Source organism: Aminobacter sp. MET-1 (assembly GCF_026521175.1).
In the GTDB taxonomy this organism is placed as follows: Bacteria; Pseudomonadota; Alphaproteobacteria; order Rhizobiales; family Rhizobiaceae; genus Aminobacter.
Window position 1 is genome coordinate 319,813 of the sequence record NZ_JAMSHL010000002.1, and the last position, 24,381, is coordinate 344,193.

A 24,381-nucleotide genomic window follows, 5' to 3' on the forward strand; every position below is an offset into this window, starting at 1 on the left:
CTATCTGATCCAGAAGAAGCCGGGCCTCGTGCCCGGCTTTTTTGTCCCTGCCGCACTCCCGCGTGCGTTTGCCATTTGGAAACCATGGCGCTGCAAGCGCGCAACAGTTGTGACGATTCAGCAACAGTTTTCAGGCAAGCTTTCGTCTAAGGAACATGACGGGGACATTGCCAATTTCCCGCCATAAACCCGGCGCACCCCGGATAGGTCTTCGGACCGCGCTCGGAACATGGCGTGAGATTGGTAAACAGGGCCGCTTCGCGCGGCAGGGACAGAATGGACGCCAAGGCGATCTTCAAGGCCAAGCAGCAGCGCCGTCGCATGACGGCCGCTCAGGCGTTTTCGTCTTTGCCGGCGAGGTTTCCAGGCGCGTCCGAAAGCAACCCGACAATGCTTGGCGCCGACGCATTCTCTGCCGCGACTTCCGTCGATCATAATTGCTTGCGCGAAGGTCTTGAAGGCAAGCTTGGCCGTACTTTGGCCGAAAACGCCAGCCATGTTCGTTTGCATGACGCTGAAGACATCATGCGCCGGGCCGAAGAAATCGGCATGGCGCAGTCCGAAGCGGAATTTGCGGAGAGGGCGAAAGACTGTACGCCGCGTTCGACCGAACGGTCGGCCGCGAACCGGAAATGTGCCCGGGCAGTCGGGGTGCGCCATGGCGCGGCACCCCGTCAGGTCGGGCGGAAGAAACGAACTGCCATGCGGGTTTCCGAGTTTGTGAGAGCATCTGCGTTTTCGGCGCTTGTGGCGGCCGCCCTGCTCGGTGCGGCCGGACAGGCGCTTGCCTTCGACGACAAGGTGTTCGACGACAAGACCGGCGTAAAGCCGCAGTCGAACCCTTGGGCGGTGTTCCAGTTCGGCTTCTCCGCCTACAAGAACGGCCACAAGGACCAGGCTGTCGAAGCCTATCGTTATGCCGCCGAAAACGGCCAGATCGGCGCCACCTGGAAGCTTGCCCGCATGTATGCGGAAGGCGACGGCGTCACCCGCAACGACTATGAAGCCTTCAAGTTCTTCTCGGAGATCGCCGAGCAGGACGTCGAGCCCGGCTCGCCTGAGGAAAGCTATGTGTCCGACGCGCTGGTGGCGCTGGGCGGCTATTTGAAGGCCGGCATTCCGGGCAGCCCGGTCTCGCCCAATTCGATCGCCGCGCAGGAATATTACATGCGCGCCGCCGCCAACTACCGTAACCCGGATGCCCAGTTCGAGATGGGCAAGATGTTCCTCAAGGGCGATGGCGGCGTAAAGGCCAGTGTCACCCAGGCAGGCCGCTGGCTGCAGTTGGCCGCCGAGAAGGGCCATGCCGGTGCGCAGGCGACGCTTGGCAACCTGCTGTTCCAGAGCGGCAAGGTCGTGCGCGGCCTGGCCATGATGACGGCGGCTCTTGAGCGCGCCACCCCGTCCGATCAGCCCTGGATTCGCGGCATGCAGGAAGAGGCATTTGCGCTTGCCGACGAATCCGACCGCCGCACCGCCATTTCGCTTGCGCAGGATATCCTGACCAAGGGCAACGAGTAGCTTGCCTTTCCGGCGAGGTTAAGATCGTCTCACATCACGACTGGGTGGGCTTCCACAGGTCGATCGATGGGGCGGGTGAAGATTGGCGACATAGTAGAAATTGGAACGCCTCAGGGAATGGCCTATGCCGTTCTTACCCATAAGCATGCTCAATATGGCGCGCTCATTCGGGTTCTGGGGAAAATTCATGAAGATCGCCCCAAAGATGCCTCCGAGATTTTGGCGCATGACGTCCAGTTCTCGTGTTTCTTTCCACTTGGCGCTGCTGTTGCCAGAAAGATCGTATCAGTCGTTGGGACAGTGCCGTTGCCAGCCGAGCTCGCAACTTTCCCTGCCTTTCGTACGGGCGTTGTTGATCCGGCAACGGGCAAGGTTCGGGTATGGTGGTTCTGGGACGGAACGATCGAATGGGCGGTCGGCGAGATCACCACAGAGCAACGTCAGATGCCAACCCGCGGCGTCTGGAACGATGCACTTCTGGTCGAACGGCTGTTGGCAGGTTGGACTGCCGAATCCGACCCGACATAAATGGCCTCAAGTCGGTCGGCACCCATCTCGCCTAGGCATCTAGAGTCAGGCGACGCCTCACGCCGCCTGAAGGGTGAGGTCTATCGCCACCGGCACGTGGTCCGACGGCTTTTCCCAGGCGCGCACGTGCTTTTCGATCGAGGCCGAGGTGAACCGGCTTGCTGCCTCGGGCGACAAGAGCAGATGGTCGATGCGGATGCCGTTGTTTTTCTGCCAGGCGCCGGCTTGGTAATCCCAGAAAGTGTAGACATCGGGCTGGTCGGTGACGGCGCGCACAGCTTCGGTGAAACCGAGATTCTCAAGCCGCCTGAACGCCCGGCGCGTTTCCGGCTGGTAAAGCGCATCGCCAAGCCACTGCTCGATGTTGCGGGCGTCCTTTGCTTCAGGGATGACGTTGTAGTCGCCGGCGAGCACTAGCGCTTCTTCCAGCACCAGCCGCTCGGCCGCCCAGCGCTCCAGCCGCGCCATCCACGACAGTTTGTAGGGGAATTTTTCGGTGCCGACGGGATTGCCATTGGGCAGGTAGAGCGAAACCACGCGCAGCGCGCCCTTGTCGGTCGAGAACACGCCTTCGATGAAGCGTGCCTGCTCGTCGGAGTCATCGCCGGGCAGGCCGCGATTGACCTCGTCAAAGCGCAGCTTGGACAGGATGGCGACGCCGTTGAAACCCTTCTGGCCGTGAGTTTCGACATTGTAGCCCAGCGCCTCGATCTCGAAACGCGGAAAGCCTTCGTCGACCGTCTTGATTTCCTGCAGGCAGACGATGTCCGGATCGCTTTCCTTCAGCCAATGCACCAGGTTTTCGATGCGGGCTCGGACGCCGTTAATGTTCCAGGTCACGATCTTCATGAAAATCACACTACAATTTCAAACAAATCTAGATAGTCGTCATGACTATTCCGAACGATCCTGCACCATCCCTCAGGAGAAGGGAACCGGTCCTCTTCGGCATTCTTCGGACCGGCTAGCAAAAGGGGAAAAAATGCCATGTCCAACAGTCCACTTCCTGTGGACGAGGTGCTACCTGCGCCTCGTCTAGCTGCGCTCGGCATCCAGCATGTCCTGGTCATGTATGCCGGTGCCATCGCCGTGCCGCTCATCGTCGGCCGGGCCCTCAAGCTCGATCCCGAGCAGGTGGCCTTCCTGATCTCCGCCGACCTGTTCGTCTGTGGCGTCGTCACCATCATCCAGTCCTTTGGCGCAACGCAATGGTTCGGCATCAAGCTCCCGGTTATGATGGGCGTCACCTTCGCGGCCGTCGGCCCGATGGTCGCCATGGCCAACGCCAACCAGGGGCTCGACGGCGCGCGCATGATCTTCGGTGCCATTATTGGCGCCGGCGTGGTTGCGATGCTGATCGCGCCGCTGGTCAGTCGAATGCTCAGGTTCTTTCCGCCAGTTGTCACCGGCACCATCATCGTTGTCATCGGCGCGTCGCTGATGCGCATCGGCATCAACTGGATCTTCGGCAATCCGGTCGGCCCGACCGCACCGCGCCTGATTGCGCCCGAACACGCCGAATGGCTGAAGGCCATGACCGACATGGCAGCGGCGACCGGTTCGACCATCCCCGTGATACCCCAGAAGCTGGCGTTGGCGGCAACCGTTCCCAACCCGGCCTATGCGCCGCTCACCAATGTTGGCATCTCGGCTGTCGTGCTTCTGTCCATCCTGGCGATCGCCAGGTTCGGCAAGGGCTTTATGTCCAATATCGCCGTGCTTCTCGGCATCGTCATCGGCGGCGTGCTCACCGCATCGCTCGGCATGATGAATTTCGACAAGGTCGCGTCCGCCGGATGGTTCGAGCTGATCACGCCGCTGCATTTCGGCATGCCGATATTCGATCCGATCCTGATCGTCACCATGGTGCTGGTCATGATCGTGGTGATGATCGAATCGACGGGCATGTTCCTGGCGCTCGGCGACATGACCGGTAAGAAGATCACCCAGCCGATGCTCTCGGCCGGCCTGCGGACAGATGGCCTGGGCACCATCATCGGCGGCCTGTTCAACACCTTCCCCTACACCAGCTTCTCGCAGAATGTCGGCCTGGTGGGCGTTACTGGCGTCAAGAGTCGCTTCGTCTGCGTCGCCGGCGGTGTAATCCTCATCATCCTCGGCCTCGTGCCCAAGATGGGCGCGCTGGTCGAGGCATTGCCGACCGTGGTGCTGGGCGGGGCGGGGCTCGTCATGTTCGGCATGGTCGCAGCGACCGGCATCCGCATTCTGTCCAATGTCGACTTCAAGACCAATCGCAACAACCTGTTTGTGGTGGCCGTGTCGATCGGCTTCGGCATGATCCCGCTCGTCGCCCCCGACTTCAAGATGTGGATGCCGCATGGCATCCATCCGTTGATCGAGTCCGGCATCCTGCTGGCGTCGATCTCCGCTGTCGTGCTCAACGCCTTCTTCAACGGCACCAAAGTCGACGAGGCCGAAATTCGCGAGGCTGCACTGGCGTCGGAAGCCTGACGCTGCTGCATGAAACAAATAGAGGGGCCCGCGTGGGGCCCCTTGCTTATCAGCCACCCAGCCGGTGGACGTAGAATTTGGTGTCCACGAACACGACCGGAAAACTCTCCGGCAGGTCGGCCCTGGCGACCTCGACGAAGCCATTCTTCTCATAGAAGCGATGGGCAGCGAGGAACCTGTCGGTGGTGCCGAGATAGACGGCGGTGATGCCGCGCTGGTTTGCGGTCGCAAGCAGGAGGCCGAGCAGCTGTGCTGCGACGCCATGCTCGCGGCCGCGCCATTCTGCGGCGACGAACATCTTGCGCAGCGCGGCCAGGCCGCCACCGATGTCGACCAGGCCAATCGTTCCGACGATCCTGCCATCGACCTCCGCCACCCAGAACTCACCCAGGCCACGCTGGTAGAATTCCGGGATGATCTTGAGGTCGGGTTGGTCGTCGATGGTGACGTCAAAGCCGAACTCGTCTCGCTGGATCGGCAGGATGACGTTCACGACATCGTCGAGGTCATCGGGCTCGAAACGACGGATCTGCATACTGCTTCCCTGCTGGTCGGAGGTGGCTAGGCGAACGGGCAACGGCGCATCTTGTCATGGATACATGCAGAGGTTGGCGCAGCCACGCAAGGCTACTTGCGTTCGACAAGGCCGATCGTGTTGCCGGCCGGGTCCTTCAGGAAGGCCATCCACTCACTCTCGCCGGGCGGGCCGAACTCGCCCTCGGTGTCGCGGTGCACGAGCGTCGGCGCAGTGGTGAAGGCAACGCCACGCTCGGATGCCTGTTCGTGGAATGTGTCGAGATCGTCGATGTCGAGATAGACGGTGCCCTGCGGCACGCCGCCGGTGAAGAACAGCCTGATGCCGCCGACGATGATGAAGGCTATGCCGGGGGGATCGTAGCGCGCATGCACCGGCAGCCCGAACACGTCGCGCCAGAAGGCGAGCGTCGTGTCGATGTCCCGGCCGGCCGAGAGCGCAACCTGCCTGAGCGCTTTTGGACGCCGCATCAATCGAGTCCCTCGGTATGCTGCTCACTGGTCGCGAGAATATGCGCGATGCCCTCGGTTAGATGACCTGCCTGCCGACGCGGTGTCTGCTCGTCGATGTAGTCGCATGCGTCATAGTATCCATGCATCCAATCCGTGACGCCAAAAAGAGCTTCTGTCGGAGCCAACATGCGGCAGACGAGAAACGGCTGCTGTTCGCTGTCGAGATACGCCCGAATACTGCGCAAGAAGACGAGGCGAGCTTTCGCCTCTGCTACCTTGGATTTGAGAGTGAAGTCTGGAAATTTTCGTACGACGAGCGCCCGCAATCGCTCGCTGGCCCACGCAACGTCATAGGCGTTGCGTCGATTGGAACGGACCAACAGCAGATAGTCGAGGTCGTCAGCATAGATGGCCGAGGCGACGTGGGTATTTGCCCAGGCAATGATGTCCGAATCGGAAATCGCCTCGATTTCGCGAGCCACCAGGACGGTTAAGAGGTCTTCGCTTCCATCGAAGACCTCTTTCATCTCAGATGGAGAAGCTGGTGCCGCAGCCGCAGCCGGCGACCGCGTTGGGATTTTTGATCTGGAACGACTGGCCCATCAGGTCGTCGACGAAATCGACCACCGAGCCGCCCATGTAGACCAGCGACAGGTCGTCGACGAGAAGCGTGGCACCGTCGCGCTCGATGGCGACGTCGTCGTCATTGCGGGCGTCGACCAGATCGAATTTGTAGGAAAAGCCGGAGCAACCACCGCCTTCGACCGAAATACGCAAGGCGATCTTGCCCGGATCGCCGGCGACGATCTTGGCTATGCGCTTCGCAGCGGCATCGGTCATTTCGACCTTCATGGCAGTCTTGGCATCAGCGCCCATCGGCGTCACCTTGCTTTCGGTTTCTTATGATAGGTATGAAGCGACCTGTAGCAAGTCAACAGGTGGGAGCATGGCAGGCGAGCGGCAACTTGGCGACATTGGCTTCGGCTACCGGCCGCGCGCGGCCTATGCCTGCGATCCCCAGCGGTCGCGCGGTCGCCTGTTCGACGAGATCGAGAGCCCGACGCGCACGCCGTTCCAGCGCGACCGCGACCGCATCATTCATTCGACCGCCTTCCGCCGCCTCAAGCACAAGACCCAGGTGTTCGTGGCGCATGAGGGCGATCATTTCCGCACGCGGCTGACCCACACCATCGAGGTGGCGCAAATCGCCCGTGCATTGGCGCGCGCCCTGCGCTGCGACGAGGATCTGGCCGAGGCTATCGCGCTCGTCCACGATTTCGGCCACACGCCCTTCGGCCACACCGGAGAGGACGCGCTCAACGAGAAGATGGAGCCCTGGGGCGGCTTCGACCACAATGCCCAATCGCTGCGCGTTGTGACCAAGCTCGAGCGTCGCTATGCCGAGTTCGACGGCCTCAACCTGACCTGGGAGACACTGGAAGGTCTGGTCAAGCACAACGGCCCGCTGACCGATGCTGCCGGCAACGGGTTGAAGGGGCCGGTGCCGCAGGCGATCCGCGACTATTCCGAGCTGCACGATCTCGAGCTCAACCGTTTCGCCAGCCTGGAGGCGCAGTGCGCGGCGATTGCCGACGACATCGCCTACAACACCCATGACATCGACGATGGCCTGCGCGCCGGGTTGCTGACGCTCGACATGCTGGACGAAGTCGCGCTGCCGGCCGAAATTCTGCGCGGCGTGCGCGAGCGCTACCCGGCGCTCGATCCGGTACGAACAGGGCATGAGCTGATGCGCCGCCAGATCACCATCTTCGTCGAGGACGTGATCGCTGCTGCCGCCGCACGGCTCGCCAGCCATAATCCTGACAGCGCCGACGCGGTGAGGGCGGCCGGCGAGGCAATGGTGACATTCTCGGCCGAGATGACGGCGATGGAGAAGGAGCTCAAGGCTTTCCTCTATCGCAACATGTACCGGCATTCCGAAGTCATGCGGGTGCGTGCCAACGCCGACCGCATCGTGCGGGAGCTGTTCGACGCCTATTTCGCCGACCCGCGTGCCATGCCCGAGGGCTGGCGCGAAGGGCTCGACAGGGCGGAGGACCGCATCAAGGCACGCCATGTCGCCGACTTCCTGGCGGGCATGACCGACACCTATGCGGTCAAGGAGCACCGACGCTTGTTTGACCATACGCCCGATTTGGTTTAGGCCGGGCTCAATTTCCGGCATTTTTGCCGGCCGACACGCAATGCCACCCAGAGCCAAGCAGATGAACATTTTCGCCGATTTCAACGAGCGGATCACCAAGGCCGTCGAAGCGCTTGATTTGACTCCCAAAGATGGTGGGGTGCTCGACCTGACACGCATTGCTGTGGAGCCGCCGCGAGACGCCACCCATGGCGACCTGGCGACGAACGCTGCGATGGTGCTGGCAAAGCCGACGGGCCAGAACCCGCGTGCGTTGGCCGAGAGGTTGGTGGCTGAGCTCGCCAAGGACGCCGATGTCGTCACGGCCGAAGTGGCCGGGCCCGGCTTCGTCAATCTCCGGCTCAAGGACGCATTCTGGCACAAGCATCTGGCTGGCCTGCTTGATCGCGGTGCCGATTACGGCCGCTCGGGCTTCGGCAAGAAGAAGCGCGTCAACGTCGAATATGTCTCGGCCAATCCGACCGGGCCGATGCATGTCGGCCATTGCCGGGGCGCTGTGGTGGGCGATGCGCTCGCCAACATCCTCGGTTTCGCCGGTTATGACGTGACCAAGGAATATTACATCAACGACGCCGGAGTGCAGATCGACGTGCTCGGCCGTTCGGTGATGCTGAGATATCGCGAGGCGCTGGGCGATGCGATCGGTGAGATCCCGGCCGGGCTCTACCCGGGCGATTATCTCGTGCCGGTTGGCCAGGCTCTGGCCAAGGAATTCGGCCGCGACCTGCTGGAGAAGCCCGAGGACGAAGCGCTGGCGATCGTCAAGGAGCGCACCATCGCGGCGATGATGGAGATGATCCGCGAAGATCTGGCGCTGCTCAACGTCCGCCACGAGGTGTTCTTCTCCGAGCGCACGCTGCATGCTGACAACGCCAAGGCGATCCGTTCGGCGATCAGCGACCTGACGCTCAAGGGCCACATCTACAAGGGCAAGCTGCCGCCGCCCAAAGGCGAGAAGCCTGAAGATTGGGAAGACCGCGAGCAGACCCTGTTCCGCTCGACCGAGGTCGGCGACGACATGGATCGGCCGCTGGTCAAGTCCGACGGCGCCTTCACCTATTTCGCCGCCGACGTCGCCTATCTCAAGGACAAGGTCGACCGCGGCTTCGAGGAGCTGGTGTTCGTGCTGGGCGCGGACCATGGCGGCTACGTCAAGCGCATGGAGGCGCTGGCGCGTGCGGTCACCGACGGTGCGGTCAAGCTCGACGTCTTGCTGTGCCAGTTGGTCAAGCTGTTCCGCGACGGCGAGCCGGTGCGCATGTCGAAGCGGGCAGGGGAGTTCATCACCCTGCGCGAGGTGGTCGAGGAAGTCGGCCGCGATGCCATCCGCTTCATGATGCTCTACCGCAAGAGCGACGCGCCGCTGGACTTCGACTTCGCCAAGGTCACCGAGCAGTCCAAGGACAATCCGGTGTTCTATGTGCAGTATGCCTCGGCACGCTGCCATTCGGTGTTCCGTCAGGCCAAGGAGCAATTGGGCGATGTCGGCTTCGAGCGTGCCAAGCTCGTTGCTGCCGTCGAACGCCTGACCGACGAAGGCGAGATCGCACTTGTCAAGAAACTCGCCGAGTATCCGCGCCTGATCGAGTCAGCCGCGCAGTCGATGGAGCCGCACAGGCTGGCTTTCTATCTGTATGATCTCGCAAGTACCTTCCACGGACATTGGAATAGGGGCACTGACAACCCTGACTTACGGTTTGTTAAGGTTAACGATCCAGAATTGACCTATGCCAGACTCGGGCTGGTGCAGGCTGTTTCGGACGTTTTGACGTCAGGCCTGGCGTTGATCGGAGCGGATGCGCCGACCGAAATGCGCTAGGTTTCAAGGGATTTCCTGTCACCTTTTGCCCACATTGCGCTGGTAAGGGCCAACCTTACGCGACGTTCATGACGTCCGAAAAAAGTGCGAGAGTTCGGGAAAAAGAATGGCAGACAGAACCCAGCTGAAGATCGCAGATAAGAACGATTTCGCCGACGAAGATCCGTTCGCCGAGCTGACGAGGATTATGGGTTTCGACCCGCGTCAGCCCGTGGTGCGTCAGGACGTCGGCGGGCCCGCCGGCCGCGCTGAGCCGGCTATGGACGATTTCGGCATCGACCTGGAAAAGGAACTGCTGGGCGATCTCGCCGGCGAGGATCTGACGGCGGTGCCTGAGCCTGCCGTGCCCTACGCGGAGCCCGCTGCGCAGGCTTCCTACATGTCGGTCGATGCGCCCGTAGCCTATGCGCCCGTGGAGACCTCGGTGTCCTACGCGCGCTCGCAGGAGCCGTCCTTCGATGCCGGCGCGTTCGACGACGCCGTGGCCGATTCCTTCGAGCAGGGCCTCGCGCTCGAAAACGAGCTGATCGCCGAGCCGGTCTACGAGGCTGCGCCCGAAGCAAGCTATGTGCAGCAGCCGACAGTTTCGTCCGACGCCGACCAGGCGTTCGACGACGCCCTGGATGCCTCTTTCGAGCAGCATTTCAGCCTCGAGAACGAGCTGCTGCCAGTTGACGAGACCGTCGGGCAGGCAGCGAGCCACGTGGCCTACGAAGCTGAAGCGCCGATGGCCTTCGAGGCCCCGCTGGCACCGGTCGCCTACGAAGCGCCTGTGGCGAATGAAGTGCAAGATGTCGACGCTGATTTCGATGTCGCGCTTGCCGATGTTGATATGGATTTCGCCGCTCACGACGATGCTGCGGAAGCAACTTACGCCGAGCCCGAATTGGTTGCTGACGACCAACTGACGCTGGGCGACTATCAGCCGTCAGAGCCTGAAGCTGCGTTTGCCCATCACGAGCCGGTCGAAGCGGTAGCCTTTGCTCCGGTCGCTCACGCGCAGGACTATGACGAGTTCGAGCGCAGCCTTCAGAACGCGCTGAGCGACGACGAGCCGGCTTTCGAGGCCGAACCCGTCCTTACCTATGTGCCGGCCGCTGCCTATGAGCCGGAAGCTAAGCCCGTGGCTGAAGCACCGGTAGCTGCTTCAGAAGACAACAGCCTTGAAGACGAGCTCAATGCCCTGCTGGGCGTCATGAGCAGTCAGGCAAAGGCGCTGTCCGAGCCGGTTGCGGCGCCGGCGCCTGTCGCTGCCCAGCCTGCGACGTCCTATGCGTCGTGGGTAGCCCCGCAGCCGCGCGAGACACCTTATCAGCCCTACGTGCCTGCCCAGTCCTATGCGCCAGCGCGGGAGGTTGCCCCGGCACCAGTCGAGGCTAGCTACGCTGCGCCTAGCTACGACCATCAGGCCGATGACGACGTCAGCTTCGACGACGATGCATTCGACATGGCCTTCGAGCGCAGCGCAGCAGACGAGCCGGCAGCCGTTGCGGCCGCACCGGTGCAGCCTGCTGCGGATCGTCCGCTGGCGGCATCGCGTTATGAGCAGGCCCGCAGCTGGGGATTGACCACGCCGCTCGCTCCGCGCGCAGCAACTGCCGAGATTCAGCCGATCCAGAAGCCCGACGCCTATATATCGGCCGCTCCGACCTATGAGCCGGTTGCTCCTGCCTATGAGCCAGCTGCCGCGACCTATGAGCCCGTCGCCGAGACCTACGTGTCGCACGCCGAGCCTGTGGTCGAGCTCTCCGAGCCCGAGCCTGTCGTCGATGTTGCCGACGATCTCGAGGCCGAGCTGTTTGCAGCCGTATCGTCCTATGATGACGCTCCCGATATCGAAACTGTCGACGTGCCGGAAAAGGCTGTTGCGCTTGCCGACGACCTCGACATCCCCGAGTTGTCGTTTGAGGACGACACGCCGCCGGCGCCCGTCTTCGACGATCTCGATGGCGAGTTCTCGAACCTGATGAACGAGATGAACGCTGGCGACACAGCTTCGCAGGCGACGCCTTCGAACTATCAGACCAACCCCTATGCCACCGGCTTCGATCGCAAGACGCTGCGCGATGGCGATGTGGCGTCCCATCCGATCGACATGCCGGCTGCAGCCGCGGTCGCCGGTGTCGCCGCAGGCGCTGCTGCCACCTATGCCGGCCGTGGCGCACAGGGTTCTGACCGAAATGCCGGCTTCGACTTTGGGTCGCCGCAGCAGCCGCGCCATCAGGCACAGGCCGACGAGTTCGCCTATGATCCTGATTTCGATGAGGCCATGGAAGCGTCCGACCTTGCGGGCATGCCGGCCGAGAAGCGTCCTGCCCGTCGCGGCATGATGATCGCCGCTGCCGTTGGCGCCGTCGCCATCCTCGGAGGCATCGGCGCCTGGGCGCTGTCTTTCGGCGGCGTCGAGGGCGCTGGCGCTCCGGTGCTGGTCAAGGCCGACGAGAGCCCGATCAAGGTCAAGCCGGAAAACCCCGGTGGCGCTGTGGTGCCGAACCAGGACAGCAAGGTCTACGACCGCGTCGCTGGCGACCGCAACGGTGCGCCGGAACAGCAGAAGCTGGTGACCAATTCGGAAGAGCCGATCGACGTCACCGCCCAGGACGCCGAAACCGCCAGCAACATGCCGCTGGATGCCGAAGATGTTGCCGATGCGCCGGCGACGGCAAAGTCGGAAGAGCGCGTCCAGCCGGCTGACCAGCCGGACGCGAACACCGAAACCGCAGCTGTCGCTCCGCGCAAGGTCCGCACCATGGTGGTGAAGCCTGACGGCACGCTGGTGGCGCGCGAAGAGCCGGCACCTGCACCGGTGGTGGCTGCCACCGAACCGGCCGATCCCGCCCCGCAGCGTGTTGCCGAGCCTTCGGCTGAGGCAACCGGCACCGTTCCGGCTGCCGCCAAGCCGGCGCTTGCGCCTGTCGCTGCAGCCAAGCCTGTACAGTCGGCCAACACCCCGGCCAGCGCGCCGATCGCCCCGCAGCGCCCGTCCGAACAACCGGTCAACGTTGTCGGCGAGGTCAAGCCCGACCAGGTTGCGGCTCTCGCTCCGGCCGCAACGACCGCAGCGGCATCCGGCGCCTGGGCGATGCAGATCGCTTCGCAGCCGAGCGAAGACGCAGCCAAGTCGACCTACGCCGATCTGGTGAAGCGTTACGGCAGCGTGCTCAACGGCCACCAGGCCAGCATCGTCAAGGCCGAGATCGCGGGCAAGGGCACCTTCTGGCGCGTCCGCGTCCCGGCAGGCAGCCGCAACGACGCGGTCGCCCTGTGCGAAAGCTACAAGGCAGCCGGCGGCAACTGCTTCGTCTCGAAGTAAGGCCTGAGCAAACCAGCGAATTGGACGGCGCAGCCTGGCTGCGCCGTTTTCGTTTTGGCGCCAGGCGCGCCGCGCCGGACGCAAATCACGATACGGCTGCGGCCGATTCTATCCGACCAAGAAAGGCGCTAAGCTGCCGTCATGACCGAATCAAAATCCATAATCCTCGGCTGCGCCGGCCTGTCGCTCACACCGGATGAGATTGCGTTCTATCGCAATGAACGGCCCTGGGGCTTCATCCTCTTCGCCCGCAACGTCAGGGAAGGCGAGCAGATCCGCGATCTGGTGGCTGAGATGCGCGACAGTGTTGGCCGGCCCGACGCGCCTGTGTTCATCGACCAAGAGGGCGGCCGGGTGCAGCGACTGCGTCCGCCGCTGGCGCCGAACTATCCGGCCGGTGGCGCACTCGGCGCGCTTTATCAGAGCGACAGCGAGGCGGGGCTGCGGGCTGCCTGGCTGCATGCGCGCCTCCATGCCTTCGACCTTGCTCGCTACGGCATCACTGCCGACTGCCTGCCTGTGCTCGACGTGCCGGTGGAGGGCGCGAGCGACGTGATCGGCGCGCGCGCCTACGGACGCGATCCGGCGACGGTGGCCGCCCTCGGGCTTGCTGCTGCCGAAGGGCTTCTGGCCGGCGGTGTCCTGCCTGTCATGAAGCACATTCCAGGCCATGGCCGGGCGACTGCCGACACGCATTTCGAGCTGCCGCGCGTCGACACGCCGCTCGATGAGCTGCGTGCCCATGATTTCGCGCCCTTCAAGGCGCTCAATCATCTGCCGATCGCGATGACCGCGCATGTCATCTTCGACGCCGTCGATCCCGAGGCGCCGGCCACCACCTCACGCAAGGTGATCGAGGAGATCGTGCGCGGCGAAATCGGCTTCGACGGCCTGCTGGTCAGCGACGACACGTCGATGAAGGCACTTTCTGGGGATTTCCCGTCAAAATCGGCGGCAATCCTTGCGGCAGGCGTCGATATTGTCCTTCACTGCAACGGGGTGATGGAAGAGATGCAAGGCATCGCTTCACGTGCAATTCCGCTCATGGGCAAGCCGCTCGAACGCGCGGAAAGGGCGCTCAAGGCGATCACGGCGGGCGATGGCCACGACGAGGCATCGATCAGGGCAGAATTCGGTCATTATTTCGAGGCAGTTGCATAGCCTCTCAAGGAGAAGGCACGGATCTTGGCGGAAGCATTGGAAAGCAAGGCTGCAAAGCCCGCACCGATGGACCGCCTGTGGGCGGAGGCGCCTGACGACCGCACGTCGGACGATCCGGCGCTGGTTGTCGACGTTGCCGGCTTCGAAGGTCCGCTCGATCTGCTTTTGCACCTGGCACGCAGCCAACGCGTCGATCTCTCGCGCATTTCGATCCTCGCACTTGTCGAGCAGTACCTGTCCTTCGTCTCGCAGGCACGGGCGCTGAGGCTTGAACTTGCCGCCGATTATCTGGTGATGGCGGCGTGGCTCGCCTTCCTCAAGTCCAAGCTCCTCATCCCGAAGCAACCGGGTGAAGAGGGCGAGAGCGGTGAGGAAATGGCTGCCGTGCTGCAGTTCCGCCTGAAGCGCCTCGAAGCGATGCGCGATGCAGCCGCCCGGCTCGTCAACCGTAACCGGCTCGGTCGCGACGTCTTCCAGCGCGGCGCGCCGGAGATGGTCATCATCGACAAGCGCAACGAATATTCGGCGTCGCTCTATGACTTGCTGAGCGCCTATGCCGGCCAGCGGCAGCGTCAGGCCATCACCAACGTGCAGATCGCCAAACGTGGTGTGTGGTCGCTCAAGCAGGCGCGCGATATCCTGACGCGCCTGATCGGCCAGTTCGACGACTGGACCGCGCTCGACCATTTCCTGATCCGCTACACCACCCGTCCGGAGGAACGCCCGACGGCGATCGCCAGCTCCTTTGCCGCCAGCTTGGAGCTGGTGCGCGAGGGCCATATCGAGATCCGGCAGCATGAGCCGTTTGCGCCGATCTACCTGCGCGACCGTCATCATGCGGCCCGACAGACCGAAGGTGCGTCATGACCGAGGGCTCGAACGTTGTTCCGTTTGCCGTCGACAACGAGGACGGCGAAACCGTCGAACGCAATCCTGCGGCCCGGATGCATCTGGCAGAGGCCGTACGCATGGCCGAGGCGATCGTCTTTGCCAGCGCCCAGCCGGTGAGCGAGCGCCAGCTGGTGCAGCGCCTGCCTGAAGGCGTCGACGTGCCGGCGGCCATGGCCGAACTGCAGCGCATTTACGAGCGCCGCGGCGTCAACCTCGTTCGTGTCGCAGATTCCTGGGCCTTCCGCACGGCAGGCGATCTCGCCTTCCTGATGAGTCGCGACACGGTCCAGCAGAAGAAGTTGTCACGTGCGGCGCTCGAAGTTCTGTCGGTCATCGCCTATCATCAGCCGGTGACGCGCGCCGAGATCGAGGACATCAGGGGCGTCGAAACCTCCAAGGGCACACTCGACACGCTGATGGAGACAGAGTGGGTACGTATGCGCGGCCGCCGCAAGACGCCGGGCCGGCCCGTGACCTACGGCACGACCGACAAGTTCCTCGACCATTTCGGCCTCGAGGAAATCCGCGATCTGCCTGGCATCGACGAGCTCAAGGGGGCGGGGCTCCTGTCGTCACGCATGCCGCCCGGCTTCTCGGTGCCACTGCCGCCAGCCGACCCGGACCAGCTCACCGAGGACGAGGATCCGTTGACGGACATCGACCTCGAGGAGCTTGGCCTGTTGACACCTCGTGTCACAGATGATTGACCGGCGCCGGTGAGGAACCGGCCCCCGGAGGTTCATCTGTGACGACCGACAAAGCCCAGACAGCAGCTCGCGTGACGGCGGGCGTGACCTTTGCAGCGCGTCTGGCGTTCGAGAACATTCGCCATTCCTTCGCCAATGGCGCGGAAACCTTGCGTGACGTCAGCCTGGCCGCCGAGCCGGGCGAGGTACTGTGCCTGCTCGGCCCGTCCGGTTCCGGCAAGACGACCCTGTTGAGGATCGCCGCCGGCATCGAGGCGCAATCGTCGGGCAGGGTGCTGCTCAACGGCAAGGAGATCGCCGGTCCCCAGGTGTTCCTGCCGCCGGAGCAGCGCTCGATAGGCCTAGTTTTCCAGGATTTCGCGCTCTTCCCACATCTCACGATCCTCGACAATGTCCGTTTCGGACTGACCGCGCTGTCGCGCGACGAGAGCAGGAAAGAAGCGCTGATCGCGCTCGCCCGCGTCGGCCTCGAGCACTATGCCGACAACTATCCGCATGCGCTGTCGGGCGGCGAGCAGCAGCGCGTGGCGCTGGCCCGCGCGCTCGCGCCGCGGCCTGCGGTGCTGTTGATGGACGAACCTTTTTCCGGCCTCGATTCGCGCCTCAAGGATTCGGTGCGCGCCGAAACTCTGGCGATCCTGCGCGAAAGCCGCGCCACCGCGATTGTCGTTACCCACGACGCCGAAGAGGCGATGCGCATGGGCGACCGCATCGCGCTCTTGAAGGACGGCAAGCTGGTGCAGACGGGCAGGGCGGAGGATCTTTACCTCAGTCCGGCCAACCTGTTCGTCGCCGGCTTCTTCTCCGAGCTGAACGTCTTTTCTGCGCGCGTCAGAAATGGCGTTGCCGAAACGCCTGTCGGCAAGGTGGAAACCGAGATTGCCGATGGCGCCCAGGTCTCCGTGGCAGTCCGCCTCACCGGCATCGATGTCAGCGAGACAGAAGGCGAAATCCAGGCCCGCATCATCTCCCGGCGCTATCTCGGCGTGGTGGAGTTGCTGGAGCTAGCTGTTCCGGGCGCCGAGACACCGGTCAGGGCACGCACCCGCTGCGGCGCTTTGTCCGCAAAAGCTCGTGATATATGGCTGTCGCTTCGGAATGCCGATGTTCTAGTGTTTGAATCCGGAAGCGAAAGAGCCTAGATCATTCGCAGGGAAACAGTTCGAAAGAGAGTTCAATGGGATCCTTTTCAATCTGGCACTGGCTGATCGTTCTGGTCGTCGTGCTGCTTCTGTTCGGCCGGGGCAAGATCCCTGAGCTGATGGGCGATATGGCCAAGGGCATCAAGAGCTTCAAGAAAGGCATGTCGGACGACGATGCCGAAGACTCCAAGACTGTCGAGCATCGCTCCGACGAGACCGTGAACTCGACCAAGGAAAAGGCCAGCAAGAGCTGATGCCTGGCTCTTGCTAGCCGGATCGCACCGACATGTTTGAAATCGGCTGGACCGAAATGCTGGTGATTGCGATCGTCATGATCGTGGTCGTCGGCCCCAAGGATTTGCCGCGCATGCTGCGCACCATGGGCCGCATGACGGCCAAGGCGCGCTCCATGGCGAGCGATTTTCAGCGCCAGTTCAACGAGGCGCTCAAGGAAGCCGAGCTGGACGACGTCAAGAAGTCGGTCGACGAGCTCAGGGGCCTCAATCCCGTCAACGAGATCAAGCGGCAGCTCAATCCTTTCGAGCAGGCTGCCGCCGATGTGCGCGCCGGCATCGATTCGGCCATGAAGCCAACGCAGCCCGCGCCTCCGCCTCCTGCCGACGACGCGGTGCATGCGGCCGAACCGTTGAAGAACGGCGCAACCGCAATGCCGGGCGTTACCGGACCCGAGGCCATGCCGGCACCGCCTGTGTTCCCGGCGCCCGAAACACGCTCGACACCGGTCCCGGCAGCGGCGGCGCCTGCTGCGGCCGAGGCTGCCAAATCGACCAAGCCAAAGGCCCCGGCCAAGGCGAAGTCTGCTGCCAAGCCCGCCGCTGAAGCGAAGCCAGCAGCCAAGACCAAAACCGTCGCAGCGGTCGCCAAGTCAGCCCCGGCCCCCAAGGCTGCGGCTGCAAAGGCCACTGTCGCCAAGGCACCGGCGGCAAAGGCCGCCGCCAAGAAGACGACCAAAGCAGGAAAAGCCTCGTGACAGCCGAAGACGACGAGATCGAAAAGTCATCGGCCCCGCTGATCGAGCACCTGATCGAGCTCAGGAGGCGCCTGATCTGGTCCATCGGGGGCTTCTTCGTCGCCTTCCTGGTCTGCTTCTTCTTTGCCAAGCACCTGTTCAACCTGCTCGTCATCCCGTTCAAATGGGCGACGAGATGGGCCGGGCTCGATGTGCACAAGGTCGAACTGATCTACACCGCGCCGCAGGAATTCTTCTTCACGCAGATCAAGCTCGCCATGTTCGGTGGCCTTGTCATCGCGTTCCCGCTGATCGCGATGCAGATCTACAAGTTCATCGCACCCGGTCTCTACAAGAACGAGCGCGCCGCCTTCCTGCCGTTCCTGATCGCCTCGCCGATCTTGTTCCTGATGGGCGCGTCGCTGGTCTATTTCTTCTTCACACCGATGGTGATGTGGTTCTTCCTGGCCATGCAGCAGGCCGGCACCGACGACCAGGTGCAGATTTCGTTGCTGCCCAAGGTGTCGGAATATCTCAGCCTCATCATGACGCTGATCTTCTCCTTCGGTCTGGTGTTCCAGTTGCCGGTGGTTACGACGCTGATGGCGCGCGTCGGCATGGTCTCGTCGCAAGGACTGGCCGACAAGCGCAAATGGGCGATCGTGATCGCGTTCGTGGTGGCGGCCGTGCTGACGCCGCCCGATCCGGTCAGCCAGATCGGCCTTGCCCTTCCCACGATCCTTCTTTACGAGATTTCCATCTGGACCGCCCGGATGATCGAAAAGAAGCGCGAGCAAGACCGCGTGGCGAGCGAAACTGAAGACGCGGGCGACAATCCCGCCGAGCAGACGCAAGCAGCATCAACCTCGCTCGAAGGCACAGGCAGCGGCACGAACGCCACCTGACAGCCCGATCCGCCGTCGCGGTCGTTTCGACAAACTGCCGCGACCGGAACCTTTTAAATGCTTGATATCAAATGGATTCGTGAGAACCCTGAAGCTCTGATCGAAGCGCTGGTGAAGCGCAATCAGTCGGCGGATGCGGCACGATCGACGGTCGAGGACCTGGTCGCGAAGGACGAGGCGCGGCGCGCCCATGTGTCGAAGTTGCAGGAGGCGCAGGAGCGCCGCAATGCTGCGTCGAAAGAGATCGGAAACGCCATGCGCAATGGTGATTCCGCGCTTGCCGAAAAGCTGAAAGCCGAAGTTGCCGAGATCAAAGGCTTCATCCAGGATGGCGAGGGGCGAGAACGCGACCTCGACAAGGCTCTTGATGAAGCGCTGGCCGTGATCCCCAACATACCGCTCGAAGGTGTGCCGGTCGGCAAGGACGAAACCGACAATGTCGAGCTGCGCAAGGTCGGCACCGTGCAGCAGCGCCCGAATTGGGTAAAGGAGCATTTCGAGATCGGCGAGGCCCTTGGCCTGATGGATTTCGAGCGTGCGGCAAAACTGTCGGGCTCGCGTTTCACCGTGCTCAAGGGCCAGTTGGCGCGGCTTGAGCGTGCGCTCGGCCAGTTCATGCTCGACCTGCACACGTCAGAACACGGTTATACCGAGGTTCAGCCGCCGCTTCTGGTGCGCGACGAGGTGCTGTTCGGTACCAACCAGCTGCCGAAGTTCGAGGAAGATCTGTTCTTCGTGCCGCATGGCGACAGCCGTCTCGGTCTGATCCCCACCGCCGAGGTGCCGCTGACCAATCTGGTGCGCGAGGAAATTCTGGGCAACGAACAGCTGCCGCTGCGCATGACGGCGTTGACGCCGTGCTTCCGTTCTGAGGCCGGATCGTCGGGCCGCGACACACGTGGCATGCTGCGCCAGCATCAGTTCTACAAGGTCGAGCTGGTTTCGATCGTCGATCCTGAAAGCGCGCTGGCCGAGCACGAGCGTATGACCGAATGCGCCGAAGAGGTGCTGAAGCGCCTCGGCCTGCCGTTCCGCACCGTGGTGCTGTGCACCGGAGACATGGGTTTTGGCGCCCGCAAGACCCATGACATCGAGGTTTGGCTGCCAGGCCAGAACACCTATCGCGAGATTTCGTCCTGCTCGGTCTGTGGCGATTTCCAGGCCCGCCGCATGGATGCGCGCTATCGCCCCAAGGAAGAGAAGGGCACGCGCTTCGTCCATACGCTCAACGGCTCCGGCGTCGCCGTCGGCCGCGCGCTGATTGCCGTCATGGAAAACTACCAGAACGAGGACGGCAGCGTAACCATTCCTGAAGTGCTGCGCCCTTACATGGGTGGCTTGGCCAAGATCGAAGCGAAGTGACATGCGCATTCTACTGACCAACGACGACGGCATCCACGCCGAGGGGCTGGCTGTCCTGGAGCGCATCGCCAACCAGCTGTCTGATGACGTCTGGGTGGTGGCGCCAGAGACCGACCAGTCGGGTTATGCGCATTCGCTGTCGATTTCGGAACCGCTGCGGCTGCGCAAGATCAGCGACAAGCACTACGCAGTGAACGGCACGCCGACCGACTGCGTCATTATGGGCGCGCGCAAGATTCTGCCCGAGCCGCCGGACCTGATATTGTCCGGCATCAATTCGGGGCTGAACGTTGCCGACGACGTGACCTATTCGGGCACTGTCGCCGGTGCCATGGAAGGCGCGCTGATCGGCATCCGGTCGATCGCGCTCAGCCAAGCTTACATTTACCAGGACGACGAGCGCATCGTGCCCTATGAGACGGCCGAGGCGCTGGCGCCGGCACTGCTGCGCAAGCTGATCGCGACCGAGCTGCCGATCGGCGTCCTGCTCAACGTCAATTTCCCGAACTGCCCACCCGAAGAGGTGACCGGCCCCGTCGTCGCCAGCCAGGGCAAGTTGTCTTATGGCATCTGGGTCGAGGAGCGCCGCGACGGCCGCAGCCTGCCTTACTACTGGCTGCGCTTTGGCCGCGACGAGCCGGAGCTCAAGCCGGGCACGGACCTCCATGCCGTCCGCAACAAGCAGATTTCGGTGACGCCGCTCAAGCTCGACATGACGGCGCATGAGCTGCGCGATCAATTGGCCAAGGCAATCGCATGAACATGATGTCGGACGACCGTGAAGGCTTCGCCGCCTTTCTTCTTCGCCTGCGTGGGCGCGGTATCGTTCCGAAGAGCCTGATCGCCGCCTTCGAGGCGACGCCGCGACGCGACTTCATCGATGGTCATTTCCAGCATCTCGCCTGGTCGGACCGCATGTTGCCTATCGAATGCGGCGAGGCGATCGAAGGCGCCGATCTCCAGGCGGCGGTGATCGCCGCGCTGAATGTCGATTCCGGCAACCGCGTGCTCGAGGTGGGGACCGGGTCCGGTTACACGGCGGCCGTTATGGCCCGGCTTGCCGCGCGCGTCGTCACCGTCGATCGTTTCAAGACTCTGACCGAGCAGGCGCGCCTGCGCTTCGAGACGCTCGGCATCGCCAACGCCTTCGTGCGCCAGGCCGATGCGTCGAACGGACTGCCGGGCGAGGGGCCGTTCGACCGAATCGTCGTCTGGGCAGCCTTCGACAGCCATCCTCGCGTCTTTGTCGACCAACTCGCCAGCGGCGGCACGATGATCGCCGCGATCGGCCCAGAAGAGGGCGAGCAGGTGCTGTGCAAGCTGACCAAGGTCGGCAGCCGCTTCGAGCGCGAAGATCTCGGTGCGGTGCGCATGCAGCCGCTGGCACGCGGCGTGGCCGCCGTCCTTTAGGCTATTCCGCAAGCTTTTCCCGACGTTGCTCGGTCCGCGTTGCCTGCGGCCGGCAGTGCTTTTGCACTCCCTAACGAAGCTGCTGATTTATTTGTTCTCCTTAACCGGCCAGTAACATTAACGCGCTTTAATCATGGTCAGTTGGTATCGGGTAAAGCGCGGGTCATTGCGATGCGTTTCAGTATTTTGAAGGCGAATGGACGCTCACTGGCGCGTGGCGGCGCCGTTCTTGTGGTGGCCGGCATGGCTGCCGGTTGCAGTTCGGGGGTGGCGCGATTCGGCGGTGGCGGAATCGATGACATCTTCACTGCGTCGACGCCTAATCAGCAGCAGATCATCAATCAGCAGCAGGCGCAGGCCTATCCTGGCGATCGCCAGGCAGCCGCTCCGCTTGTCGCTTCGAACTCCGGTTCGGTGAGCCGCGGCAGCCTGCAGCCGGTTTCGTCGCAGCCTCTGCCTGCACCTGCATCGCCCGCTCCCACCATGGCTCCGGCTCCGGTCCAGGCCGCGCAGGCTCCCGCGCTTGCACCTGTCGTCGACCGCAGCGTGCAGCCGGCTCCTGCCCAGGTCGCCCAGGCCGAGAACGTCCTGAAGGTGCCCGGCGCCAACGGCAAGAAGCCGCAGCCGGCAAACCTGCCGCTGTCCTCGGACAAGGTCGCGGTGCTGCCGAACACGCCGAAGGCCAAGGAGAGCGGCGCTGCCGCACAGCTAGACGCGTCCGCCGGTAACAACGACAAGGCCGGTGCCGGCACCTACAAGGTGGCAGAAGGCGACACGCTGAACCGCATCGCTGGCAAGCTCGGCGTCAGCACCGCAGCCCTCAAGCAGGCCAATGGCCTGCAGGACGGTCGCATCCGCATCGGCCAGACGCTGAAGGTTCCGGCCGGCAGTGCTGCAACGACCACGGTCGCCAAGGCTGCTCCGGTTGCCGTGGATCCGGTCACGACGAGTGCTGCGACACCTGCCAAGCCGGCAGTGGCTCCGGCCAAGCCTGCCGCCGACGCGCCGACAGTTGCATCCTACACGCCGCCGAAGAAGGACAGCCTCGCAGCCCAGGCCGAGGCGACGTCCGAAGCAGCGCCGAATTCGACGGGCATCGATCGCATGCGCTGGCCGGTTCGCGGTCGCGTGGTCTCGACCTATGGCAAGGGTGGCGGCAAGTCGAACGACGGCATCGACATCTCCGTGCCGGAAGGCACGCCGGTCAAGGCTGCCGAGAACGGCGTCGTCATCTATGCCGGTGATGGCCTCAAGGAGTTCGGCAACACAGTTCTGGTGCGCCACGACAATGGCCTCGTCACCGTCTACGGTCACGCAAGTTCCATCAAGGTGCAGCGCGGCCAGAAGGTAAAGCGTGGCGACGAGATTGCGTTGTCCGGCATGAGCGGTTCAACCGACCAGCCGAAGCTTCACTTCGAAGTGCGCAAGAATTCGTCGCCGGTCGATCCGAGCACGTACCTCGAATAGCAGGTCGCAGATTGCGCATCGGCCTGCGGGCCGATGCGGGCGCACTGACCTCCAGCAGCCCGCCAGATTCGCCCGTCCCGTCCAGGGGCGGGCGTTTTCGTTTGTGGCTGACTTTGACGGGCTCAGTCCTTGAGTGGCTTGCCGAGGCGGCCGGCGAGATCCTGGATGAACTGCCAGGCGACACGACCCGAGCGGCTGCCGCGCGTCGTTGCCCATTCGAGCGCTTCGGCGCGCAAGGCGTCCGTATCGCCGTCGAGCCCATGGTAGCGGGCATAACCGTTGATCATTTCCAGATACTCGTCCTGCGAGCATTTGTGGAAACCGAGCCACAGGCCGAAGCGGTCGGACAGGGACACCTTTTCTTCGACCGCCTCGGACGGATTGATCGCAGTAGAGCGTTCGTTGTCGATCATGTCGCGGGGCAACAGATGCCTACGGTTCGATGTCGCATAGAAGATGACGTTGGCCGGCCGTCCTTCGACACCGCCTTCTAGCGCTGCCTTCAACGACTTGTAGGACGTGTCGTCGTGATCGAAGGAAAGATCGTCGCAGAAGAGCACAAAGCGATAGGGCGCTGCCTTGAGCTGGTTCATGAGCTTCGGCAGCGTGTCGATGTCCTCGCGGTGGATCTCGATCAGCTTCAGCGGCGTCTCGTATTTGCCTGAGGCGTTTATGGTGGCGTGCGCGGCCTTCACCAGCGACGACTTGCCCATGCCGCGTGCGCCCCAAAGCAGCACGTTGTTGGCGGGTAGGCCGGCGGCGAAACGCTCGGTGTTGTCGACGAGGATGTCACGGACGCGGTCGACACCCTTGATCAGGCCGATGTCGACGCGGTTCACGCGCTGTACCGGCTCGAGGTAGCCAGGGTCGGCAGCCCAGACGAAACAGTCGGCCACAGTCAGGTCCGTCGGCTGCACGGTCGGCGGCGCGAGACGGGCAACTGTTGCGATCAGAAGGTCGAGCTTTTGGGTCAGAGCTTCGATCGTCTTGTCCATTTCAGTCATTCCCTTGCGGTAATTCAATTGCGCCGCCGCTGTAACATGCTCGCAATGCGCGGAAAAGCGCAGCTGCTTGGGCCAAGCGCAGTTGCATTGGTGGCTTTAGCGACTATATTCCGCGCACATTTCCGGGGGGCCGATGTGCGGCGTCCCGACACTTCTCAGGAGACATTCATGTTCGTAACGCCGGCATACGCACAGGCCACGGGGGCCACGCCCGACGTTCTCGTCAGCATTCTGCCATTTGTGCTGATCTTCGTGATCATGTATTTTCTCATCATTCGCCCGCAGCGCACCCAGCTCAAGAAGCGTGGCGAGATGCTCTCTGCGATCCGTCGCGGCGACACGGTCGTGACCGGCGGCGGTTTCGTCGGCAAGGTGACGAAGGTCATCGACGATAACGAACTCGAGGTCGATCTGGGCAATGGCGTCAAGGTGACGGCGCTGCGCGCTACCATCTCTGACGTTCGGGTCAAGGGCGAGCCGATCGCCAACCAGAACGCCAAGAAGTAACCGTACTCAAGGCGGAATACACCTTCACGCCTTAACGGACGAGGCCAA

The 24,381-nt window shown here is 63.1% G+C and carries 24 protein-coding genes; 18 read left to right on the forward strand and 6 right to left on the reverse strand.

The features are described 5' to 3' along the window. The first annotated feature begins 702 nt into the window (after positions 1–702). Both NDO48_RS04205 and NDO48_RS04210 read left to right on the forward strand, forming a co-directional pair. Positions 703–1,521: a tetratricopeptide repeat protein gene (locus tag NDO48_RS04205; protein WP_026227131.1), complete on the forward strand. Its 819-nt coding sequence runs from the start codon at positions 703–705 to the stop codon at positions 1,519–1,521. Between the two features lie 117 nt (positions 1,522–1,638). Next, positions 1,639–2,049 (forward strand): hypothetical protein, encoded by a 411-nt coding sequence (locus NDO48_RS04210; protein ID WP_157632711.1) that lies wholly within the window; start codon positions 1,639–1,641, stop codon positions 2,047–2,049. A 57-nt stretch (positions 2,050–2,106) separates the two neighbouring features. Here the strand turns inward: NDO48_RS04210 and xth are convergent, their stop codons facing one another. After that, on the reverse strand, positions 2,107–2,898 hold the full coding sequence (xth, locus tag NDO48_RS04215; protein WP_018427662.1) for an exodeoxyribonuclease III: 792 nt from the start codon (positions 2,896–2,898) through the stop codon (positions 2,107–2,109). A 138-nt stretch (positions 2,899–3,036) separates the two neighbouring features. Here xth and NDO48_RS04220 point away from each other — a divergent pair, with 138 nt between their 5' ends. Beyond that, positions 3,037–4,521 (forward strand): nucleobase:cation symporter-2 family protein, encoded by a 1,485-nt coding sequence (locus tag NDO48_RS04220; RefSeq protein WP_026227132.1) that lies wholly within the window; start codon positions 3,037–3,039, stop codon positions 4,519–4,521. A gap of 49 nt (positions 4,522–4,570) precedes the next feature. On the opposite strand, the gene NDO48_RS04225 is transcribed toward NDO48_RS04220, so the two are convergent. The 4 genes from NDO48_RS04225 to erpA form a co-directional block, all read right to left on the reverse strand. Then, entirely contained in the window at positions 4,571–5,056 is a 486-nt protein-coding gene (locus NDO48_RS04225; RefSeq protein WP_018427664.1) for a GNAT family N-acetyltransferase, read from the reverse strand. Between the two features lie 92 nt (positions 5,057–5,148). Further along, the gene (locus NDO48_RS04230; RefSeq protein WP_018427665.1) at positions 5,149–5,526 is read right to left on the reverse strand and encodes a VOC family protein; all 378 of its coding nucleotides are present in this window, start codon (positions 5,524–5,526) and stop codon (positions 5,149–5,151) included. Continuing rightward, on the reverse strand, positions 5,526–6,035 hold the full coding sequence (locus NDO48_RS04235) for a hypothetical protein (protein ID WP_018427666.1): 510 nt from the start codon (positions 6,033–6,035) through the stop codon (positions 5,526–5,528). The genes NDO48_RS04230 and NDO48_RS04235 overlap by 1 nt, the downstream gene beginning before the upstream one ends. Position 6,036: 1 nt before the next feature. Continuing rightward, positions 6,037–6,384, reverse strand: a complete 348-nt coding sequence (erpA, locus tag NDO48_RS04240) for an iron-sulfur cluster insertion protein ErpA (protein WP_018427667.1) — start codon at positions 6,382–6,384, stop codon at positions 6,037–6,039. A gap of 70 nt (positions 6,385–6,454) precedes the next feature. On the opposite strand from erpA, the gene NDO48_RS04245 reads away from it, so the two are divergent. From NDO48_RS04245 to NDO48_RS04310, 14 genes are all read left to right on the forward strand, one after another. Then, a complete protein-coding gene (locus tag NDO48_RS04245; protein WP_018427668.1) occupies positions 6,455–7,675 on the forward strand; it encodes a deoxyguanosinetriphosphate triphosphohydrolase in 1,221 nt (406 codons plus the stop codon). 61 nt (positions 7,676–7,736) lie between these two features. Beyond that, on the forward strand, positions 7,737–9,494 hold the full coding sequence (gene argS / locus NDO48_RS04250) for an arginine--tRNA ligase (RefSeq protein ID WP_018427669.1): 1,758 nt from the start codon (positions 7,737–7,739) through the stop codon (positions 9,492–9,494). Between the two features lie 106 nt (positions 9,495–9,600). Then, complete coding sequence (locus tag NDO48_RS04255) at positions 9,601–12,807, forward strand: SPOR domain-containing protein (RefSeq protein WP_018427670.1); 3,207 nt, start codon at positions 9,601–9,603, stop codon at positions 12,805–12,807. 141 nt (positions 12,808–12,948) lie between these two features. Beyond that, on the forward strand, positions 12,949–13,968 hold the full coding sequence (gene nagZ / locus NDO48_RS04260) for a beta-N-acetylhexosaminidase (protein ID WP_018427671.1): 1,020 nt from the start codon (positions 12,949–12,951) through the stop codon (positions 13,966–13,968). A 66-nt stretch (positions 13,969–14,034) separates the two neighbouring features. Then, positions 14,035–14,835, forward strand: coding sequence for a segregation and condensation protein A (locus NDO48_RS04265; protein WP_018427672.1), 801 nt, complete (start codon positions 14,035–14,037; stop codon positions 14,833–14,835). Further along, positions 14,832–15,566: an SMC-Scp complex subunit ScpB gene (scpB, locus tag NDO48_RS04270; RefSeq protein WP_018427673.1), complete on the forward strand. Its 735-nt coding sequence runs from the start codon at positions 14,832–14,834 to the stop codon at positions 15,564–15,566. The genes NDO48_RS04265 and scpB overlap by 4 nt, the downstream gene beginning before the upstream one ends. 38 nt (positions 15,567–15,604) lie before the next feature. Continuing rightward, on the forward strand, positions 15,605–16,708 hold the full coding sequence (locus NDO48_RS04275) for an ABC transporter ATP-binding protein (protein ID WP_018427674.1): 1,104 nt from the start codon (positions 15,605–15,607) through the stop codon (positions 16,706–16,708). 35 nt (positions 16,709–16,743) lie between these two features. Next, a complete protein-coding gene (locus NDO48_RS04280) occupies positions 16,744–16,962 on the forward strand; it encodes a twin-arginine translocase TatA/TatE family subunit (protein ID WP_018427675.1) in 219 nt (72 codons plus the stop codon). 32 nt (positions 16,963–16,994) lie between these two features. Then, positions 16,995–17,699 carry a Sec-independent protein translocase protein TatB gene (tatB, locus tag NDO48_RS04285; RefSeq protein ID WP_267320874.1) on the forward strand — a complete coding sequence of 235 codons (705 nt, stop codon included), beginning with the start codon at positions 16,995–16,997 and terminating at the stop codon, positions 17,697–17,699. Continuing rightward, entirely contained in the window at positions 17,696–18,583 is an 888-nt protein-coding gene (tatC, locus tag NDO48_RS04290; protein WP_018427677.1) for a twin-arginine translocase subunit TatC, read from the forward strand. The genes tatB and tatC overlap by 4 nt, the downstream gene beginning before the upstream one ends. Positions 18,584–18,640: 57 nt before the next feature. After that, a complete protein-coding gene (gene serS / locus NDO48_RS04295) occupies positions 18,641–19,945 on the forward strand; it encodes a serine--tRNA ligase (protein ID WP_018427678.1) in 1,305 nt (434 codons plus the stop codon). A gap of 1 nt (position 19,946) precedes the next feature. Then, a complete protein-coding gene (surE, locus tag NDO48_RS04300; protein WP_267320875.1) occupies positions 19,947–20,705 on the forward strand; it encodes a 5'/3'-nucleotidase SurE in 759 nt (252 codons plus the stop codon). Next, on the forward strand, positions 20,702–21,355 hold the full coding sequence (locus NDO48_RS04305; RefSeq protein ID WP_018427680.1) for a protein-L-isoaspartate(D-aspartate) O-methyltransferase: 654 nt from the start codon (positions 20,702–20,704) through the stop codon (positions 21,353–21,355). The genes surE and NDO48_RS04305 overlap by 4 nt, the downstream gene beginning before the upstream one ends. A 171-nt stretch (positions 21,356–21,526) precedes the next feature. Continuing rightward, positions 21,527–22,822 (forward strand): M23 family metallopeptidase, encoded by a 1,296-nt coding sequence (locus NDO48_RS04310; RefSeq protein WP_267320876.1) that lies wholly within the window; start codon positions 21,527–21,529, stop codon positions 22,820–22,822. 122 nt (positions 22,823–22,944) lie between these two features. Here NDO48_RS04310 and NDO48_RS04315 read toward each other — a convergent pair whose 3' ends face one another. Then, a complete protein-coding gene (locus tag NDO48_RS04315) occupies positions 22,945–23,817 on the reverse strand; it encodes a DUF815 domain-containing protein (RefSeq protein ID WP_018427682.1) in 873 nt (290 codons plus the stop codon). Between the two features lie 177 nt (positions 23,818–23,994). Between NDO48_RS04315 and yajC the strand changes: the two genes are divergently transcribed. After that, the gene (gene yajC / locus NDO48_RS04320; RefSeq protein WP_018427683.1) at positions 23,995–24,333 is read left to right on the forward strand and encodes a preprotein translocase subunit YajC; all 339 of its coding nucleotides are present in this window, start codon (positions 23,995–23,997) and stop codon (positions 24,331–24,333) included. The last annotated feature ends 48 nt before the right edge of the window (positions 24,334–24,381 follow it).

Coding starts and splice junctions, on each gene's coding strand:
- NDO48_RS04205 (WP_026227131.1), top strand. CDS start 703: ATGCGGGTTTCCGAGTTTGTGAGAGCATCTGCGTTTTCGGCGCTTGTG.
- NDO48_RS04210 (WP_157632711.1), top strand. CDS start 1,639: ATGGCCTATGCCGTTCTTACCCATAAGCATGCTCAATATGGCGCGCTC.
- xth (WP_018427662.1), bottom strand. CDS start 2,898: ATGAAGATCGTGACCTGGAACATTAACGGCGTCCGAGCCCGCATCGAA.
- NDO48_RS04220 (WP_026227132.1), top strand. CDS start 3,037: ATGTCCAACAGTCCACTTCCTGTGGACGAGGTGCTACCTGCGCCTCGT.
- NDO48_RS04225 (WP_018427664.1), bottom strand. CDS start 5,056: ATGCAGATCCGTCGTTTCGAGCCCGATGACCTCGACGATGTCGTGAAC.
- NDO48_RS04230 (WP_018427665.1), bottom strand. CDS start 5,526: ATGCGGCGTCCAAAAGCGCTCAGGCAGGTTGCGCTCTCGGCCGGCCGG.
- NDO48_RS04235 (WP_018427666.1), bottom strand. CDS start 6,035: ATGAAAGAGGTCTTCGATGGAAGCGAAGACCTCTTAACCGTCCTGGTG.
- erpA (WP_018427667.1), bottom strand. CDS start 6,384: ATGGGCGCTGATGCCAAGACTGCCATGAAGGTCGAAATGACCGATGCC.
- NDO48_RS04245 (WP_018427668.1), top strand. CDS start 6,455: ATGGCAGGCGAGCGGCAACTTGGCGACATTGGCTTCGGCTACCGGCCG.
- argS (WP_018427669.1), top strand. CDS start 7,737: ATGAACATTTTCGCCGATTTCAACGAGCGGATCACCAAGGCCGTCGAA.
- NDO48_RS04255 (WP_018427670.1), top strand. CDS start 9,601: ATGGCAGACAGAACCCAGCTGAAGATCGCAGATAAGAACGATTTCGCC.
- nagZ (WP_018427671.1), top strand. CDS start 12,949: ATGACCGAATCAAAATCCATAATCCTCGGCTGCGCCGGCCTGTCGCTC.
- NDO48_RS04265 (WP_018427672.1), top strand. CDS start 14,035: ATGGACCGCCTGTGGGCGGAGGCGCCTGACGACCGCACGTCGGACGAT.
- scpB (WP_018427673.1), top strand. CDS start 14,832: ATGACCGAGGGCTCGAACGTTGTTCCGTTTGCCGTCGACAACGAGGAC.
- NDO48_RS04280 (WP_018427675.1), top strand. CDS start 16,744: ATGGGATCCTTTTCAATCTGGCACTGGCTGATCGTTCTGGTCGTCGTG.
- tatB (WP_267320874.1), top strand. CDS start 16,995: ATGTTTGAAATCGGCTGGACCGAAATGCTGGTGATTGCGATCGTCATG.
- serS (WP_018427678.1), top strand. CDS start 18,641: ATGCTTGATATCAAATGGATTCGTGAGAACCCTGAAGCTCTGATCGAA.
- surE (WP_267320875.1), top strand. CDS start 19,947: ATGCGCATTCTACTGACCAACGACGACGGCATCCACGCCGAGGGGCTG.
- NDO48_RS04305 (WP_018427680.1), top strand. CDS start 20,702: ATGAACATGATGTCGGACGACCGTGAAGGCTTCGCCGCCTTTCTTCTT.
- NDO48_RS04310 (WP_267320876.1), top strand. CDS start 21,527: ATGCGTTTCAGTATTTTGAAGGCGAATGGACGCTCACTGGCGCGTGGC.
- NDO48_RS04315 (WP_018427682.1), bottom strand. CDS start 23,817: ATGGACAAGACGATCGAAGCTCTGACCCAAAAGCTCGACCTTCTGATC.
- yajC (WP_018427683.1), top strand. CDS start 23,995: ATGTTCGTAACGCCGGCATACGCACAGGCCACGGGGGCCACGCCCGAC.